Source organism: Pseudomonas frederiksbergensis, from assembly GCF_900105495.1.
Classification (GTDB): Bacteria; Pseudomonadota; Gammaproteobacteria; order Pseudomonadales; family Pseudomonadaceae; genus Aquipseudomonas; species Aquipseudomonas frederiksbergensis.
In genome coordinates this window covers 223,062-238,748 of record NZ_FNTF01000002.1, presented here as the reverse complement: position 1 = coordinate 238,748, position 15,687 = coordinate 223,062, and the positions used below count along the sequence as shown (strand labels likewise).

Sequence of the window (15,687 nt, the reverse complement as noted above, 5' to 3'; positions counted from 1 at the left end):
CTTGGCCGGATTGACCAAAAAGTGGCGGCGATTATAGGCATATTCCGCCGCCGATGCTATGTACCAGAGGTCGTAGAGACCTTAGTCGCGTGCCTGATAGACCGGGTTCTCGGCCAGAAGTTGCCGCAGCCGGGCCAGAGGGTCCTGACGATAAAACAGCTTCAGTTGCTCATAGACCTGAGGATACGCCTCGTGCAGCAAATCCGGGGCGCTGAAGAAGTATTCGCTGGTGACTGCGAAAAACTCGGCGGGGTTTTCCGCCGCGTACGGGTCGATGGCGGTGTCAGCGTCGGGATTGTGGTCCAGTTGCCGATCAAGGTCGTCGTAGGCCTCTTGCATGACTTTGGCCCAATCGCTGACCCGCATGTCGGCGTGCAGTGGCGGCAGGCCGTTGGCGTCGCCGTTGAGCATGTCGAGTTTATGCGCGAGTTCGTGGATCACCAGGTTGTAGCCTTCCCAGCCACCACTGGCCATCACGCCGGGCCAGGCGAGGATGATCGGGCCTTGCTGCCAGGCTTCGCCGCTGTGTTCGCCGTCCCATTCGTGCTCGACACCGCTGGCGTCGCGATGGCGCTGGGGGCTGAGAAAGTCGTCGGGATAGAGGACGATTTCGTGGAAACCCTGATACCAGTTCAGATCGCCCAGATGCAGCAGCGGCAGTTGCGCCTGGGCGGCAAGCAGCAGGCGCTGCTCCTGATGGAGTTCGACGCCGGGCAGGGCGGTCAGGTGTTTGTCCTGGAGGAACAGCACGCTGGCTTCACGCAGCCACCGGTCTTCAGCGGCGCTGAGGCCATCGAGAAAACTCAAGTGATGACGCACCCGCTGCCACATGTCGTCGGCAATCGGGTGTTTGGCCAAGGTGCGCCGACGACGCCAGGCGCTCAGGGACCACATGGTGAATCAGCGCGATTGTGCTTTGGACGCGGCGTTGCCGAAGCGGCTGCGGATGATGCCGATGATCATCGGTATCAGCGACAGCAGGATGATGCCCACGACCAGCAGCGACAGGTTTTGTTTGATGAACGGTACGTTGCCGAAGAAGTAACCGAGGGTCACCAGGCCACCGACCCATAGGATGGTGCCGAGAACGCTGAAGGCAAAGAACCGCGGATACGGCATTTTCGCCACGCCGGCGACGAACGGTGCAAAGGTGCGGATGATCGGCAGGAAACGCGCCAGGGTCACGGTTTTGCCGCCGTGTTTGTCGTAGAAGTCGTGGGTTTGTTGCAGGTAGTCGCGGCGGAAGATTTTCGAGTTCGGGTTGCTGAACAAACGCTCACCCGCCGTTCGTCCGATCACATAGTTGGTGCTGTCGCCAAGGATCGCCGCCAGCATCAGCAGGCCGCCCAGCAGCACCGGGTCCATGCCGCCACCGGCCGCAACGGCACCCGCGATAAACAGCAGGGAATCGCCCGGCAGGAACGGCATCACCACCAGACCGGTTTCGCAGAAGATCACCAGAAACAGAATGGCGTAAATCCATGGCCCGTAGTTGGTTACCAGCAAATCGAGGTAAACATCGAGATGCAGGATAAGGTCGAGCGGGTTGAAATCCATGGAGAGCACCTGAGGTGACGGCCCGACTCGGCAGGCCTGTGCGGATGACTTCGCGAAAGGCTACAGACGGGTGTAGTTTTTCTTACAAGCCGGAAAGGTCGGCATTATACGGTCTGACAGGTGAAAAGCGCGTTGAGTTTGTAGCGGGGAATGTCGACAGGATCAACGGTTGGTATGGACCACTGTGGGAGCGAGCAAGTCGAATCGTCGCGCCGCCGCTCCCACAGGTGTTGAGGCGGATCAGAGCTCCTCGCTGATCGGCAACACGTAGTTCTTGAACTCGGTGTCTTCCTTGAACCCGATGGATTCGTAGGTTTTCTGCGCGACTTCGTTATTGCTGCTGGTGGAAACGCGCATGCGTACAGCGTTGGTTTCCTTGGCCATTTTTTTCGCGGTGCGGATGAGGTTGTCGGCCACCAACTGGCGGCGGGCCTCTTCGGCAACGTAGATGTCGTTGAGGATCCACACGCGCTTCAGCGAAAGGGACGAAAAGCTCGGATACAGCTGACAGAAACCCATCAGTTTGTTGCTGTCGTCATCGGCCAGGGCCAGGTAGATCACCGACTCCTTGCGACGCAGGCGTTTTTCAAGGAATGCCCGGGACGAGTCGGGGTAAGCCAGGGAGCCATAAAACTCGCGATATTTAACGAATAACGGCGTCAACAGGTCCAGGTGTTCGAGGGTCGCTTGAATAATCCGCATGGTAGGTCTCGTCTTCAAGTGGCTGTCTTACATGGGGACGGCGACGGGAAACCCTGGCGGCCGTGCATCGATCCTGCCTGAAACATGGATAGAAACGCAATGCGGAAACGGTTCAGGTATCCGACGGGCTCAGTAGGAAATTACCTTTCACGTCCGCCCCCTCTTCCGACTCCAGTGTCAGAACCTGGGCTTCGTCCTTGAGATTGACTCCTGACAACTGCCGCCGACAGGCCTCGCGCATCAAGTACAGCAAGCGGTGCGCTGCCATGCCGTAACTCAGGCCTTCGAGTCGAACGTTGGAGATGCAATTGCGATAGGCATCCGTCAGCCCGACCTTTGGATTGTAGGTGAAATACAGTCCCAGGCTGTCCGGGGAACTGAGGCCAGGGCGTTCGCCGATCAGGATCACCACCATTTTCGCCCCCAGCAGTTCGCCGATCTCGTCGGCTACCGCGACCCGGCCCTGTTCCACCAGAATGACCGGTGAGACGGACCAGCCGTCATTCACAATCTGATCTTCCATTCGCGCGAGAAACGGCAGGGTATGGCGATGAACGGCCAGTGCCGATAATCCATCGGCAACAACAATGGCCAGATCGACACCGTCGGGATGGCTCAATGCGTAATCGCGCAGCGCCTGAGCCGACTCATCACTCAGCTTTCGCCCTAGATCGGGGCGTTGCAAATAACTGTTCCGGTCCGTAGCGGCACTATGTAGCAGCAAACTGGCTCGCCCGCGTTCAGCCAGTTGTGCGCTGAGCCCGGCAGAGTCGAACGGCAAGTGCACCGCGTCCCGTGCCTGCGCGTGGGCGTACTGAAAATCCAGCTGCGCACTGGTCGGCATGCTGGTGCCGGTTCTACCCAAAGCGATCCGCGCCGGCGTCAGGCGACGCAGTTCCAGCAATGGGTTCTGTGGGTCAGCAGGTGGTTTGTCCATTTCAACACTCATCCCAGTTGCGCCATCGCTTGGCGGAAAGCCGGCGGCAGGCTGTCGCCGAAGTGAATCTTGCCGTCTGCCTGGGTGAAAATGCCCATTCTCGCGAGCCATTGTTCGAATTCCGGCGCAGGTTTCAGGCCCAGCGTCTGGCGGGCGTAAAGCGCGTCGTGGAACGATGTGGTCTGGTAGTTGAGCATGATGTCGTCGGAACCGGGGATGCCCATGATGAAGTTGATCCCGGCCACGCCCAGCAGGGTCAGCAGGGTGTCCATGTCGTCCTGGTCGGCTTCGGCGTGGTTGGTATAACAGATGTCGCAACCCATGGGCACGCCCAGGAGCTTGCCGCAGAAGTGGTCTTCAAGGCCGGCGCGGATGATCTGTTTACCGTTGTAGAGGTATTCCGGGCCGATGAATCCTACGACGGTGTTCACCAGGAACGGCTTGAAATGGCGCGCCACGGCGTAGGCGCGGGTTTCGCAGGTCTGTTGATCGATGCCGTGGTGGGCGTTGGCTGACAAGGCGCTGCCTTGACCGGTTTCGAAATACATCAGGTTCTGCCCCAGCGTCCCGCGATTCAGGCTCAAACCGGCGTCGTAGCCTTCCTGCAGCACGTTCAGGTTGATACCAAAACTGGCGTTCGCCGCTTCGGTGCCGGCGATCGACTGGAACACCAGGTCCAGCGGCACGCCGCGATTGATCGCTTCAATGGACGTGGTGACGTGGGTCAGCACGCAGGCTTGTGTAGGAATTTCGTAGCGCTGGATGATTGCGTCGAGCATTTCCAGCATGGTGCAGATCGAGGCGATGCTGTCGGTGGCCGGGTTGATGCCGATCATCGCGTCGCCGTTTCCGTACAGCAGACCGTCGAGAATGCTCGCGGCGATACCGGCGGGTTCATCGGTGGGGTGGTTGGGTTGCAGGCGGGTGGATAGCCGACCGCGCAGGCCCATCGTGCCGCGGAACCGGGTGACTACGCGGATTTTCTGCGCGACCAGCACCAGGTCCTGCACGCGCATGATCTTCGACACGGCGGCGGCCATTTCCGGGGTCAGGCCGGGCGCGAGGGCGCGGAGGCTCTGTTCGTCCGCGGCATCGCTGAGCAGCCAGTCGCGAAAGCCGCCGACGGTGAGGTGGCTGACGGCGGCGAAGGCTTGTTTGTCGTGCGTGTCGATGATCAGACGGGTGACTTCATCGGCCTCGTACGGAATGAGTACTTCTTGCAGGAAGTGGCTGAGGGGGATATTGGCGAGGGCCATCTGCGCGGCTACCCGTTCGCCGTCATTGAGGGCGGCAACGCCGGCCAGAAAGTCCCCGGAACGCGCCGGACTGGCCTTGGCCATGACGTCCTTGAGACTCTCGAAGCGATAGGTCTGGGCGCCGACCGAGTGAGCAAAACTTGCCATACAGATTCTCCGTGACGGCGCAGGCAGGGCCTGCGCCGTGATTTCTGGCCGTTAGTGCAGGGCTTTTTCAGCGTTCTGAATGGCCGCGAATTCTTCTTCGGGCGTACCTGCTACCAAGTGATGCCGACTGTAGAAAGCAAAGTAAGCAATTAACACTCCATAGATGATCGCCGCGCCAATCACCACGCGTGGGTCTACCAGAAAACCCGCCACCACGGCGATGCAAGCCAGCACCAACGCTACACCCGAGGTGAAGATACCGCCGGGCGTGCGGTATGGGCGATCCATTTTGGGGCGCCGAATGCGCAGCGTGATATGCGCCGCCATCATCAGGACGTAGGAAATGGTCGCACCGAACACCGCTACCAGAATCAGCAGGTCGCCCTGACCGGTCAGCGACAAGCCGAAACCGATGATGCCGGGAATAATCAGCGCCAGTACGGGGGCCTTGCTTTTGTTGGTCTCGGACAGTTTGCGGGGCAAGTAGCCAGCGCGGGACAACGCGAAGATCTGCCGCGAATAGGCATAGATGATCGAGAAGAAACTGGCGATCAGACCCGCCAGGCCCACCAGATTGACGAAGTGGCCCATCCAGGTCGAGCCGCCATAGGCCTTGCTCAATGCTTCGACCAACGGATTACCCGAGGTCAGCAGCGCGTTGGCGCCAGCACCGCCTGGCCCGATTACCAGAATCAGCAGGGCAAAGCTCACCAGCACCAGCATGGCGCCGATCAATCCGCGAGGCAGGTCGCGTTTCGGGTTTTTGGTTTCTTCTGCTGCCAACGGCACGCCTTCGACAGCGAGAAAGAACCAGATCGCGTAAGGAATTGCCGCCCACACGCCGACGTAGCCGAAGGGCAGGAAGCTGCTGGCGCCCTTGGCGTCAGTCACCGGGATGTCGAGCAGATTGGCGACATTGAAGTGCGGCACCATCGACACCAGGAACACGCCCAGTGCCAGCGCGGCGACGGCGGTGATACCGAACATAAGTTTCAGGGCTTCGCCGACCCCGAAAATGTGAATGGCGATAAAGATGATGTAGAACGCCAGGTAAATCATCCAGCCGCCGATGCCGAACAGTGATTCGCAATAGGCGCCGATAAACACCGCGATCGCCGCCGGGGCGATTGCGTATTCGATCAGGATCGCAGTCCCCGTCAGAAACCCGCCCCACGGCCCGAATGCGCTACGGGCAAAACCGTAGCCGCCACCCGCGGTAGGAATCATGGAAGACAGTTCCGCCAGGGAGAAACACATGCACAGGTACATGGTTGCCATCAGCAACGTGGCGAGAAACATACCGCCCCAGCCACCTTGGGCGAGGCCGAAGTTCCAACCCGCATAATCGCCGGAGATGACGTAGGCCACCCCCAGACCCACCAGCAGGACCCAGCCTGCTGCACCTTTTTTCAGTTCCCGTTGCTGGAAATAGTCGGAGCCGACTTTTTCAAAGTCGACCGAGGAGGTAGCCGGCTGCACGCTGGCTTGATCGCTAGGCATAGGGGTTCACCTGTTCTTATTGTTTTTGACCGGCATGGTTGCCGGGTGGGCGCGAAGGTCTAAGGTGCAAGCAAGCTCACTCCCGCAAGGAGAGTGGCTTGCCTGCGACAGACGCTTTAGAAGAAGCCCAACGGATTGATGTCGTAGCTCACCAGCAGGTTTTTGGTCTGCTGATAGTGGTCGAGCATCATCTTGTGGGTTTCACGACCGACGCCGGATTTCTTGTATCCGCCGAACGCGGCGTGCGCCGGGTACAGGTGGTAGCAGTTGGTCCACACACGACCGGCCTTGATGGCGCGGCCCATGCGGTAGGCGCGGTTGATGTCGCGGGTCCAGAGACCGGCGCCGAGGCCGAACTCGGTGTCGTTGGCGATGGCCAGGGCTTCGGCTTCGTCCTTGAAGGTGGTGATGCTCACCACCGGGCCAAAGATTTCTTCCTGGAACACGCGCATTTTGTTGGTGCCCTTGAGCAGGGTCGGCTGGATGTAATACCCGGTCGCCAGGTTGCCCTCGAGTTTTTCCACCTTGCCGCCGGTCAGCAGCTCGGCGCCTTCGCCCTTGGCGATTTCCAGGTACGACAGGATTTTGTCGAATTGCTGCTCGGACGCCTGGGCGCCGACCATGGTGTCGGTGTCCAGCGGGTCGCCACGTTTGATCGACAGGACTTTCTTCATCACGACTTTCATGAAGTCGTCATAGATCGACTCTTGCACCAAGGCGCGGGAAGGGCAGGTGCAGACTTCGCCCTGGTTGAAGAACGCCAGCACCAGGCCTTCGGCGGCTTTTTCGATGAAGGTTTCTTCGGCTTGCATGATGTCGGCGAAGAAGATGTTCGGCGACTTGCCACCCAGCTCCACGGTGGACGGAATGATGTTTTCGGCGGCGCATTTCATGATGTGCGAGCCGACCGGGGTCGAGCCGGTGAAGGCGATCTTGGCGATGCGTTTGCTGGTGGCGAGCGCTTCGCCGGCTTCTTTGCCGAAGCCTTGCACCACGTTCAACACGCCCGGTGGCAGCAGGTCGCCGATCAGCTCCATCAGCACGGTAATGCCCAGTGGCGTTTGCTCGGCAGGCTTGAGCACCACGCAGTTGCCGGCGGCCAGGGCCGGGGCGAGTTTCCAGGCGGCCATCAGGATCGGGAAGTTCCACGGGATGATCTGCCCGACCACGCCCAGCGGTTCATGGATGTGATAGGCCACGGTGTTGCCGTCGATTTCGGCGGCGCTGCCTTCCTGGGCGCGGATGCAACCGGCGAAGTAGCGGAAATGGTCCGCCGCCAGCGGAATGTCGGCGTTGAGGGTTTCACGCACGGCTTTGCCGTTGTCCCAGGATTCGGTGATTGCCAGGACTTCCAGGTTCTGTTCGATGCGGTCGGCGATTTTCAGCAGCACCAGCGAGCGCGCCTGGGCGGACGTGGCGCCCCAGGCATCGGCGGCTGCGTGGGCAGCGTCCAGGGCCTTTTCGATGTCTTCGGCCGTGGAGCGCGGGAATTCGGCAATCGGTTGGCCATTTACTGGCGAGGTATTGGTGAAGTACTGACCTTTGACAGGCGCGACGAACTCGCCGCCGATGTAGTTACCGTATTTGCTCTTGAACGAAACGATAGCGCCTTCAGTACCGGGGTGAGCGTAACGCATGGTGATTTCTCCTTGGCTTTTGTGCTTATAAGGGAGAGCGCATGTGCGCCTGCTATAAGCGTAGAGCAAAGGTCGGGCCACTGCGTTGCAGGTCAGGTAAATCAAGGCCTTGCGCGGTTTTTGTCGGACCGGCGGACGGCGTCTGTGACGGTTTCGGTACGGTCCCTGTGACACTTTGTACCGCTTCTGGCGCAAGGTGTGACGGGGCGGTCTCGCCAGCATTGCAATGCGCGCTAGGCTGGAGGATGCTCGGCCTCACGCCATTTTGCTTCGTGTAGCAGCTGCCGAAGGCTGCGTCCGAGTGCGAAGCACTCGCCTCATTTTTGGCGATGCATACGGGACACCGGTTTACGACTGCTTCGCAGCCGGACGCAGCCTTCGGCAGCTGCTACACGGATGCGGAGCAGACTCAGCGGGGAGAACAATAAGAAATGCACGACAACCATTTGAGTCGCCATGCCCAGCAGGTCTTGACCGTCACTCAGGGCAAAACCCACCTGCACGGTCCCGGCAGCGACCCGTCGATTGCCCGCTCCTGGCTGCGCTGTCTTGAGGACTACCACCTCGACCCGGCCCTGACCATGGCGCCGACGGTGCTGGAACATGGTCGCGTACTCGAAAGCCGCGAACGCTTGCAGCAAGTACTGCACATCGCCGGCAGTGAAATGACCAGCCTTCATCAGCAGCTCTCCGGCGCTGGCCACGCCGTTCTGCTGACCGACGCCCGAGGCGTGATCCTCAATTGCGTCACCGCGCCTGCCGAGCGGAAGATTTTCGAGCGCGCCGGCCTCTGGCTCGGTGCCGACTGGAGCGAAGCCTGCGAAGGCACCAACGGCATTGGCACCTGTCTGGTGGAGCGTCAGTCCCTGACCATCCACCAGGACGAGCATTTTCGTGGCCGTCACACTGGCCTGACCTGCTCGGCGAGCCCGGTGTTCGACCCTCACGGCGAACTGCTGGCGGTGCTCGACGTGTCCTCGGCGCGGCACGAGGTCTCGCGTCAGAGCCAATTCCATACCATGGCCCTGGTCAATCTTTCGGCGAAGATGATCGAGAGCTGCTATTTCCTGCGCTACTTCGACAATCAGTGGCTGCTGCGTTTTCACCTTCAGGCCGAATCCGTCGGGCTGTTCAGCGAAGGGTTGCTGGCGTTTGACGGGGAAGGGCGGATCAGTGCGGTCAACCAGAGTGCGTTGAACCTGCTGGGGCATATTCGCGGTGGGTTGCTGGGCAAACCGGTGGAGGCGTTTTTCGATTGCTCGCTGGATGAATTGCTCGGCCGCGCCAGCGTCAATGCCAGCGCCAGTTGGCCGTTGCGCACCCGCGACGGGCGGTGCTTGTTTGCGGTGTTGCGCGGGCAGCCACGCAGCATTCCGGTGCCGGTGGTGCAACGTGCGGTGATCGCCGAACCTTCGCGCTTGTCGGGCATTTGTCTGGGTGACACGGGCTTGCAGGAAGATTTCCGCAAATCCTTGCGTGTGTTCGAGCGGGACGTACCGCTACTGATCAACGGCGAAACCGGGTCCGGCAAAGAAGCTTTTGCCAAAGCCGTCCATCAGGCCAGCCAGCGAGCAGAAAAAGCCTTCGTCGCCCTCAACTGCGCCGCCATCCCCGAAAGCCTGATCGAGAGCGAACTGTTTGGTTATCGCGGCGGCAGTTTTACCGGTGCGCGCAAGGAAGGCATGCGCGGCAAGTTGCAGCAGGCTGATGGCGGGACTCTGTTTCTCGATGAAATCGGCGACATGCCCCTGGCTTTGCAGACCCGGCTATTAAGGGTGCTGGAGGATCGTCAGGTGGTGCCGATCGGTGGTGAGCCGGAGTCGGTCAACGTACGGATCATCAGCGCCACTCACCGCAATCTGCTGGAGCGGGTGCAGGACGGCAGCTTCCGCGAGGATTTGTATTACCGGCTCAACGGGCTGGAAGTTGCACTGCCGGCGTTGCGTGATCGCAGTGATAAATCTCAGTTGCTCGACTTTTTGCTGGCCGAAGAAGCGGGCGGGGAAACCGTCTTGATCGACGGTCCGGCGCGCCAGGCTTTGCTGGCCTTCGCGTGGCCGGGGAATGTGCGGCAGTTGCGCAATGTGCTGCGGACCTTGGCGGCGTTGTGTGATGGCGGGCGGATCGGGCTGGAGGATTTGCCGGCGATGATCCGTCAGGCCCGACCGGTGCCGGTTGTTGCGGTTGAAGAGTCGTCGGACCATCCGCTGGATGATGCCGAGCGGTTGGCCTTGCTGAATGTGCTGGAACAGACGCGTTGGCATATGACTCACACAGCGGAACAGTTGGGTGTCAGTCGTAACACCCTTTATAGAAAACTGCGTAAACACGGGATAGCCCGCTAGGCCGTTGATCGTTCCCACGCTCCGCGTGGGAATGCCTCCCCGGACGTTCCGCGTCCGCTTTTGGGACGCAGAGCATCCCTTGCTGCATTCCCACGCAGAGCGTGGGAACGATCAGCGTGGGGACGATCATTAAAGACAGAGTGCGAATTTTCCCACCCTACGCTAACCTGCGGCCATGTTTTGCGAGGTCGACTAATGCACATTCACATTCTTGGTATCTGCGGCACTTTCATGGGTTCGATGGCGGTTCTGGCCAAAGAGCTGGGCCATCACGTGACGGGCTCCGATGCCAACGTCTACCCGCCGATGAGCACTCAGCTTGAAGCTCAGGGTATTGAGTTGACCCAAGGCTACGACCCGGCGCAGCTCGATCCGGCGCCGGATCTGGTGGTGATCGGCAATGCCATGTCCCGCGGCAACCCGGCTGTCGAATACGTGCTGAACAAAGGCCTGCCCTACGTTTCAGGCCCGCAATGGCTGGCGGATCACGTACTGCAAGGTCGCTGGGTGCTGGCCGTCGCCGGTACCCACGGCAAAACCACCACCAGCAGCATGCTCGCCTGGGTATTGGAACATGCGGGCATGAGCCCGGGTTTCCTGATCGGCGGTGTGCCGCAAAACTTCTCGGTGTCCGCTCGTCTGGGTGATACGCCATTCTTCGTGATCGAAGCCGATGAGTACGACAGCGCGTTCTTCGACAAGCGTTCCAAGTTCGTTCACTACCGCCCGCGCACGGCGATCCTGAACAATCTTGAATACGATCATGCTGACATCTTCCCCGACTTGCCGGCCATCGAGCGGCAATTCCATCATTTGGTACGAACCATCCCGAGCGAAGGCCTGGTGATTCATCCGACCACCGAGCCGGCATTGCTGCGTGTCATCGAAATGGGCTGCTGGACCCCGGTGCAAACCACCGGCGCCGGCGGTCAGTGGCAGGTCAAACTGCTCAGCGAAGACGGTTCGAAGTTTGAAGTGATGTTCGAAGGTGTTGCCCAAGGTGTGGTCGAGTGGGACATGACTGGCCAGCACAACGTCGCCAACGCCCTGGCCACGTTGGCTGCGGCGCGCCATGTTGGTGTTGTGCCATCCATGGGCATCGCTGCGCTGAGCGCATTCAAAAGCGTCAAGCGCCGGATGGAGAAAGTCGCGGAGGTTCGTGGCATCACCATCTACGACGACTTCGCTCACCATCCGACGGCGATTGCGACGACCCTCGACGGGCTGCGCAAGCGCATCGGCGATGCACCGCTGATCGCGATCATCGAGCCGCGCTCCAACTCCATGAAGCTCGGCGCTCACCGCGACGGCTTGCCGGAAAGCGTGGTCGATGCCGATCAAGTGATCTGGTATGCGCCGGCCAACCTCGGTTGGGATCTGGGGGCTACTGCTGCGTTGTGCACGGTGCCGTCGATCGTCAGCGATTCGCTGGAAGGCATCATCGAGCGCGTGAAGAGCCAGGCCCAGCCCGGCACTCACGTGGTGATCATGAGCAACGGCGGCTTCGGCGGCCTGCACGGCAAACTGGCCGAGGCGCTGCAATGAACAACGGCCCGGAACGCATCACGCTGGCGATGACCGGGGCTTCCGGCGCCCAATATGGCTTGCGCCTGCTGGACTGCCTGATTCGTGAAGACCGCGAAGTGCACTTCATGATCTCCAGGGCGGCGCAACTGGTGATGGCCACCGAGACTGACGTGAGTTTGCCGCCGAAAACCCAGATGATGCAGGCCTTCCTTACCGAATACACCGGCGCTGCCGCCGGGCAGATCCGGGTGTATGGCAAGGAAGACTGGATGTCGCCCGTGGCCTCGGGCTCCGGCGCGCCGGCAGCGATGGTGGTGGTGCCGTGTTCCACCGGCACCTTGTCGGCCATCGCGACGGGAGCCTGCAACAACCTGATCGAGCGTGCCGCCGACGTCACCTTGAAGGAACGTCGCCAGCTGATTCTGGTGCCGCGTGAGGCGCCGTATTCGAGCATTCATCTGGAGAACATGCTCAAGTTGTCGAACATGGGCGTGACGATTTTGCCGGCGTCGCCCGGTTTTTATCATCAGCCGCAGACCATCGACGATTTGATCGATTTTGTCGTGGCGCGAATTCTCAATCTGTTGAACATTCCCCAGGACATGCTGCCGCGTTGGGGCGAACACCATCTGACCAGCGATGAATAAGCTGCTGGCGATTGTGCTGGCGCTGCAATTGGCTGGCTGCGCCACGGCGCGAACGCTCGATGCCGCCAAGCCAGGGGCGCCCGTGGTGTATTCGGGGACGCGTCTGGATTTGTATGCCTTGAATGGCGGTTGCTGTGCCATGGACCGCTTCGGCGCCGAAGCCCCGAGCTACCCCGGCATTGACCTGCCGGCCAGTGCGTTGCTCGACACGCTGCTGTTGCCGCTGTCGGTGCTCACGGTGATCGGTGTAAGTTTTCAGGCTACGGGTGGTCTCTGACTGATCGCTGACTGATCGTTCCCACGCTCTGCGTGGGAATGCAGCCCGGGACGCTCTGCGTCCCAAAGCGGACGCAGAGCGTCCATTGAGGCATTCCCACGCAGAGCGTGGGAACGATCTTAGTAGGGCTTTACTTGCCGAGTTTTCGCAACTCATCCGACTCGACAATCCGCACCCCTTCCTGCTCTTCCAGCGCCAGTCGCCACATCGCGCGGGCCAGTTGGCAGGCTTCGATGCCGCGGTATTTGCCAGGGATCAAGCGCGACAAAGGCCCGACGAATTGCTCTGCCATGCGCGGTTCCATACGCTCGCCCAGCAGCAGCGAAGGTCGGCAAATGGTCAGTTGCGGCCAGTCCTGTGCGCGCAATGCATATTCCATCTCGCCTTTGACCTTGTTGTAGAAAATCGGGGACCTGCGATCGGCGCCCAGGGCACTGACCACGATCAGGTGCCGTGCGCCCATCTCCCGTGCACGTTTGGCGAATGCCACCACCATGTCCAGGTCCACTGCGCGAAACGCTTCTTCCGAGCCGGCCTTCTTGAGGGTGGTGCCCAGGCAGCAGTAGGCGATGTCGACGCGACCACTCAATTGCGGCAGAAACTCCGCCGGGTCACCAACCGGGTTTTCCAGGTGGGGATGCTCGGCCAATGGCCGGCGTGAGGGCGCCAATACGCGTGTGATCGTGGGCTCGTTGAGCAGGCGATCAAGTAAATGCTCACCGGTCAACCCGGTAGCTCCGGCAAGCAATACGTGCTGAGGCGTCAAGTACATAGTGTTTCCCCCTTGATACATTTCAGCTTAGTTGCTCTTTGCATCCTTGCTGCTGATGGAGACACTTTGAAGCGCTTTTCGTGCCTGTTGCTTGCGCAACAGCTGCCAGTGGGAAAGAACGGTTTTCGGCGCCCAGATCTGCGGTTCAGAGGCTTCGAAGCTGTCCGCCAGTTCGCGCTCTGCGATGGTGGCCCTGGCCAGTTTGAAGGCGTGCTCCAGGTCGTCGGTCTGGTTCAGTGCCTTGGCGAACAGCGCGTCGCCGAAGTAGGTGAAGTTGGCTTCTTCCGAGCAGCCGAAGGACACGCGGTCAGCGCGCGAGGCGGTCATGATCAGGGTGCGTTCATCCTTGAGCGCCGGAATGAAGCCGCCCGAGTAGCAGGACGAAATCACGATGATCTTGTCGCGGTTTTTCAGCGGCGAGAGAACTGCGGCGAGTTCGTCGGCCGGCAGATCGGACAGTTCCATGCGCGGCTGGTCGAGCACAAATTCGTGTTCGCTGGTGCCGTGGCTGGTCAGGTAGATGAAGATCAGGTCTTCCGGGCCGCTACGTTCGGCCAGGGCGGCGGCAGCGCGACGCAGGTTTTCACGCGTGGCCATCGGCCGGTCGACGAGGTGGTCGCGATGGTTCACCAGGCGGATCTGGCCAAAGGCACTAAAGCGACTTTTGAGCATGTTGCTGACGTAATCGGATTCGCGCAGGAACACGCTTTGCTTGCCGTCACCGCCGAGTGTCAGGGTGTACAACTCGACTGTCGGCGTCGAAGCCGGCACGCTGGACAGTGCATCGTCGAGCAAGCGGCCCTGAGCCAGCAACCCGAGTTCCAGGCTGTCCGGCAGCAGCTTGCCATCGGCATCGCGAACCCGCTGGCCGTTGACCCACGTACCGTTTTGCACTGTGCCGTCAGTCAGCACCAGGGTGCCGCGCCCCGAGTAACTGTCATTGTCGAATTGACCGATGTAGAAGCTGCCGTCGGACAGGTTCAATCGACCTTGGCCGGAGAAGCGCCAGTCAACGAACTGGCCGATGTAATGGCTGCCGTCGGCGCCGATCAACTCGCCCTTGCCGTTTAGCGATCCTTCCTTGAATTGACCGAGCCAGACATCACCGTCGGCGTTCTCGTAGCGACCCTTGCCGTGCAGTTGATTGTTCTTGAAGCCACCGACATATATATCGCCATCGGCGCTGTTGAACGTCCCGTTGCCTTCGAGCTGACCGTCGACGAAATGCCCGGTGAACTGATTGCCGCTGGCGTCGCCCCGTTGGCCTTCGCCGTTGGGTTTGCCGTGGGCGAACTGGCCCTGGTACGAGCTGCCGTCTTCGAGTTCGAGACGACCGAGCCCTGAATATTGATCGGCCTTGAATTCGCCGCGGTAGGTCATGCCGTTTTCTTTGAGGGTGCCTTCGCCGTCCCGTCGACCGGCTTTGAAACTGCCGGTGAAGCTGCTGCCGCTGGTGGTCAGTGTGCCCTTGCCGTCGAACAGCCCCAGATTGAATCCACCGCGATAGACTTCGCCGTTACTGCCGTGCCATTCGCCCTGGCCATGCCAAAGGCCTTTGTCGAAATCGCCGGCGTACCAGCTGCCGTTCGGGTAATCGATCCGGCCCTGGCCTTGCAGTAATCCGTTGACCAGTTCACCGCGATAGCGTCCGCCGTCCGGCAACCGGGCGTCGGGGGGCAACAGCGATTCGCCGTCGCCGCAAGCGGTGAGCAATAAGGTCAGGGCGAGGAGTGCAAGTGGGCGCATAGCGGGATCCGGGCAATTAGGCGACCGAGTATGCCGCAGCTGTTTGACCTTATATAGCCAGGAAACAGAAGAGGGCGCGAAACAGCCTGAGCTGCTTCGCATCCGGGATGGTTTACACGAAACAGAGGGACAGTGGCTCGGCGATGTAGGCCGGTTTGTCCGAGCCTTCGATCTCAAGCGTGGCGGTGGCCTTGAGCAGCCATTGGCCGGGTTTTTTCTCGATGACTTCGTTCATGTCGACCTTGAGTCGTACCCTGGAATTGACCTTCACTGGCTGAATGAAACGCACGGTATCGAGACCGTAGTTGACTACCATCTTCGCCCCTTCAGGCAGGATCAGGATGTCTTCCATCAGTTTGGGGATCAGCGACAGCGACAGGAAGCCGTGGGCAATGGTGCTGCCAAATGGCGTTTGCGCGGCTTTGACCGGGTCGACGTGGATGAACTGAAAGTCCCCTGTGGCTTCGGCGAACAGGTTGATGCGCTCCTGATCGATGGTGAGCCATTCGGAACGTCCAAGTTCCTTGCCGACATAATCTTTGAGCTCTGCAACTGGAACATAGGGCATTGAGACTCTCCTTGGGTTCATCGGTTTTATAGTTTTTGAGGTGGGGGGATTTGACCTCCCGAGTTACCA

General features: G+C 60.4%; 14 protein-coding genes. 4 read left to right on the top strand and 10 right to left on the bottom strand.

All coding sequences use genetic code 11. The features are described 5' to 3' along the window. Positions 1-81: 81 nt before the first annotated feature. The 7 genes from BLW70_RS01680 to exaC form a co-directional block, all read right to left on the bottom strand. A complete protein-coding gene (locus tag BLW70_RS01680) occupies positions 82-894 on the bottom strand; it encodes a M90 family metallopeptidase (protein WP_074871238.1) in 813 nt (270 codons plus the stop codon). A gap of 6 nt (positions 895-900) precedes the next feature. After that, positions 901-1,557: a DedA family protein gene (locus BLW70_RS01675; RefSeq protein ID WP_074871234.1), complete on the bottom strand. Its 657-nt coding sequence runs from the start codon at positions 1,555-1,557 to the stop codon at positions 901-903. 240 nt (positions 1,558-1,797) lie between these two features. Further along, positions 1,798-2,259, bottom strand: a complete 462-nt coding sequence (locus BLW70_RS01670; RefSeq protein WP_074871233.1) for a GNAT family N-acetyltransferase — start codon at positions 2,257-2,259, stop codon at positions 1,798-1,800. Positions 2,260-2,371: 112 nt separating this feature from the next. Further along, positions 2,372-3,196 (bottom strand): ethanolamine ammonia-lyase subunit EutC, encoded by an 825-nt coding sequence (gene eutC / locus BLW70_RS01665; protein ID WP_162842847.1) that lies wholly within the window; start codon positions 3,194-3,196, stop codon positions 2,372-2,374. Between the two features lie 8 nt (positions 3,197-3,204). After that, entirely contained in the window at positions 3,205-4,599 is a 1,395-nt protein-coding gene (locus BLW70_RS01660; protein ID WP_074871229.1) for an ethanolamine ammonia-lyase subunit EutB, read from the bottom strand. Positions 4,600-4,650: 51 nt separating this feature from the next. Further along, positions 4,651-6,099 carry an ethanolamine permease gene (gene eat, locus BLW70_RS01655; RefSeq protein ID WP_074871226.1) on the bottom strand — a complete coding sequence of 483 codons (1,449 nt, stop codon included), beginning with the start codon at positions 6,097-6,099 and terminating at the stop codon, positions 4,651-4,653. Positions 6,100-6,215: 116 nt separating this feature from the next. Continuing rightward, positions 6,216-7,736, bottom strand: coding sequence for an acetaldehyde dehydrogenase ExaC (exaC, locus tag BLW70_RS01650; RefSeq protein WP_033054129.1), 1,521 nt, complete (start codon positions 7,734-7,736; stop codon positions 6,216-6,218). 431 nt (positions 7,737-8,167) lie between these two features. Between exaC and BLW70_RS01645 the strand changes: the two genes are divergently transcribed. The 4 genes from BLW70_RS01645 (at position 8,168) to BLW70_RS01630 (ending at position 12,532) form a co-directional block, all read left to right on the top strand. Beyond that, on the top strand, positions 8,168-10,081 hold the full coding sequence (locus BLW70_RS01645; protein ID WP_074871225.1) for a sigma-54-dependent Fis family transcriptional regulator: 1,914 nt from the start codon (positions 8,168-8,170) through the stop codon (positions 10,079-10,081). A gap of 195 nt (positions 10,082-10,276) precedes the next feature. Next, positions 10,277-11,626, top strand: coding sequence for a UDP-N-acetylmuramate:L-alanyl-gamma-D-glutamyl-meso-diaminopimelate ligase (mpl, locus tag BLW70_RS01640; RefSeq protein ID WP_074871220.1), 1,350 nt, complete (start codon positions 10,277-10,279; stop codon positions 11,624-11,626). Beyond that, positions 11,623-12,255 carry a flavin prenyltransferase UbiX gene (gene ubiX, locus BLW70_RS01635; protein ID WP_074871217.1) on the top strand — a complete coding sequence of 211 codons (633 nt, stop codon included), beginning with the start codon at positions 11,623-11,625 and terminating at the stop codon, positions 12,253-12,255. Before mpl ends, ubiX begins: the two co-directional genes overlap by 4 nt. Continuing rightward, positions 12,248-12,532 (top strand): YceK/YidQ family lipoprotein, encoded by a 285-nt coding sequence (locus tag BLW70_RS01630; protein WP_074871215.1) that lies wholly within the window; start codon positions 12,248-12,250, stop codon positions 12,530-12,532. The genes ubiX and BLW70_RS01630 overlap by 8 nt, the downstream gene beginning before the upstream one ends. Positions 12,533-12,662: 130 nt before the next feature. Here BLW70_RS01630 and BLW70_RS01625 read toward each other — a convergent pair whose 3' ends face one another. From BLW70_RS01625 to BLW70_RS01615, 3 genes are all read right to left on the bottom strand, one after another. Then, positions 12,663-13,304, bottom strand: coding sequence for an oxidoreductase (locus tag BLW70_RS01625; protein ID WP_074871213.1), 642 nt, complete (start codon positions 13,302-13,304; stop codon positions 12,663-12,665). 27 nt (positions 13,305-13,331) lie between these two features. Further along, entirely contained in the window at positions 13,332-15,050 is a 1,719-nt protein-coding gene (locus BLW70_RS01620) for a C13 family peptidase (RefSeq protein ID WP_074871212.1), read from the bottom strand. Positions 15,051-15,162: 112 nt separating this feature from the next. Beyond that, the gene (locus BLW70_RS01615; protein ID WP_074871210.1) at positions 15,163-15,618 is read right to left on the bottom strand and encodes a MaoC family dehydratase; all 456 of its coding nucleotides are present in this window, start codon (positions 15,616-15,618) and stop codon (positions 15,163-15,165) included. Positions 15,619-15,687 lie beyond the last annotated feature (69 nt).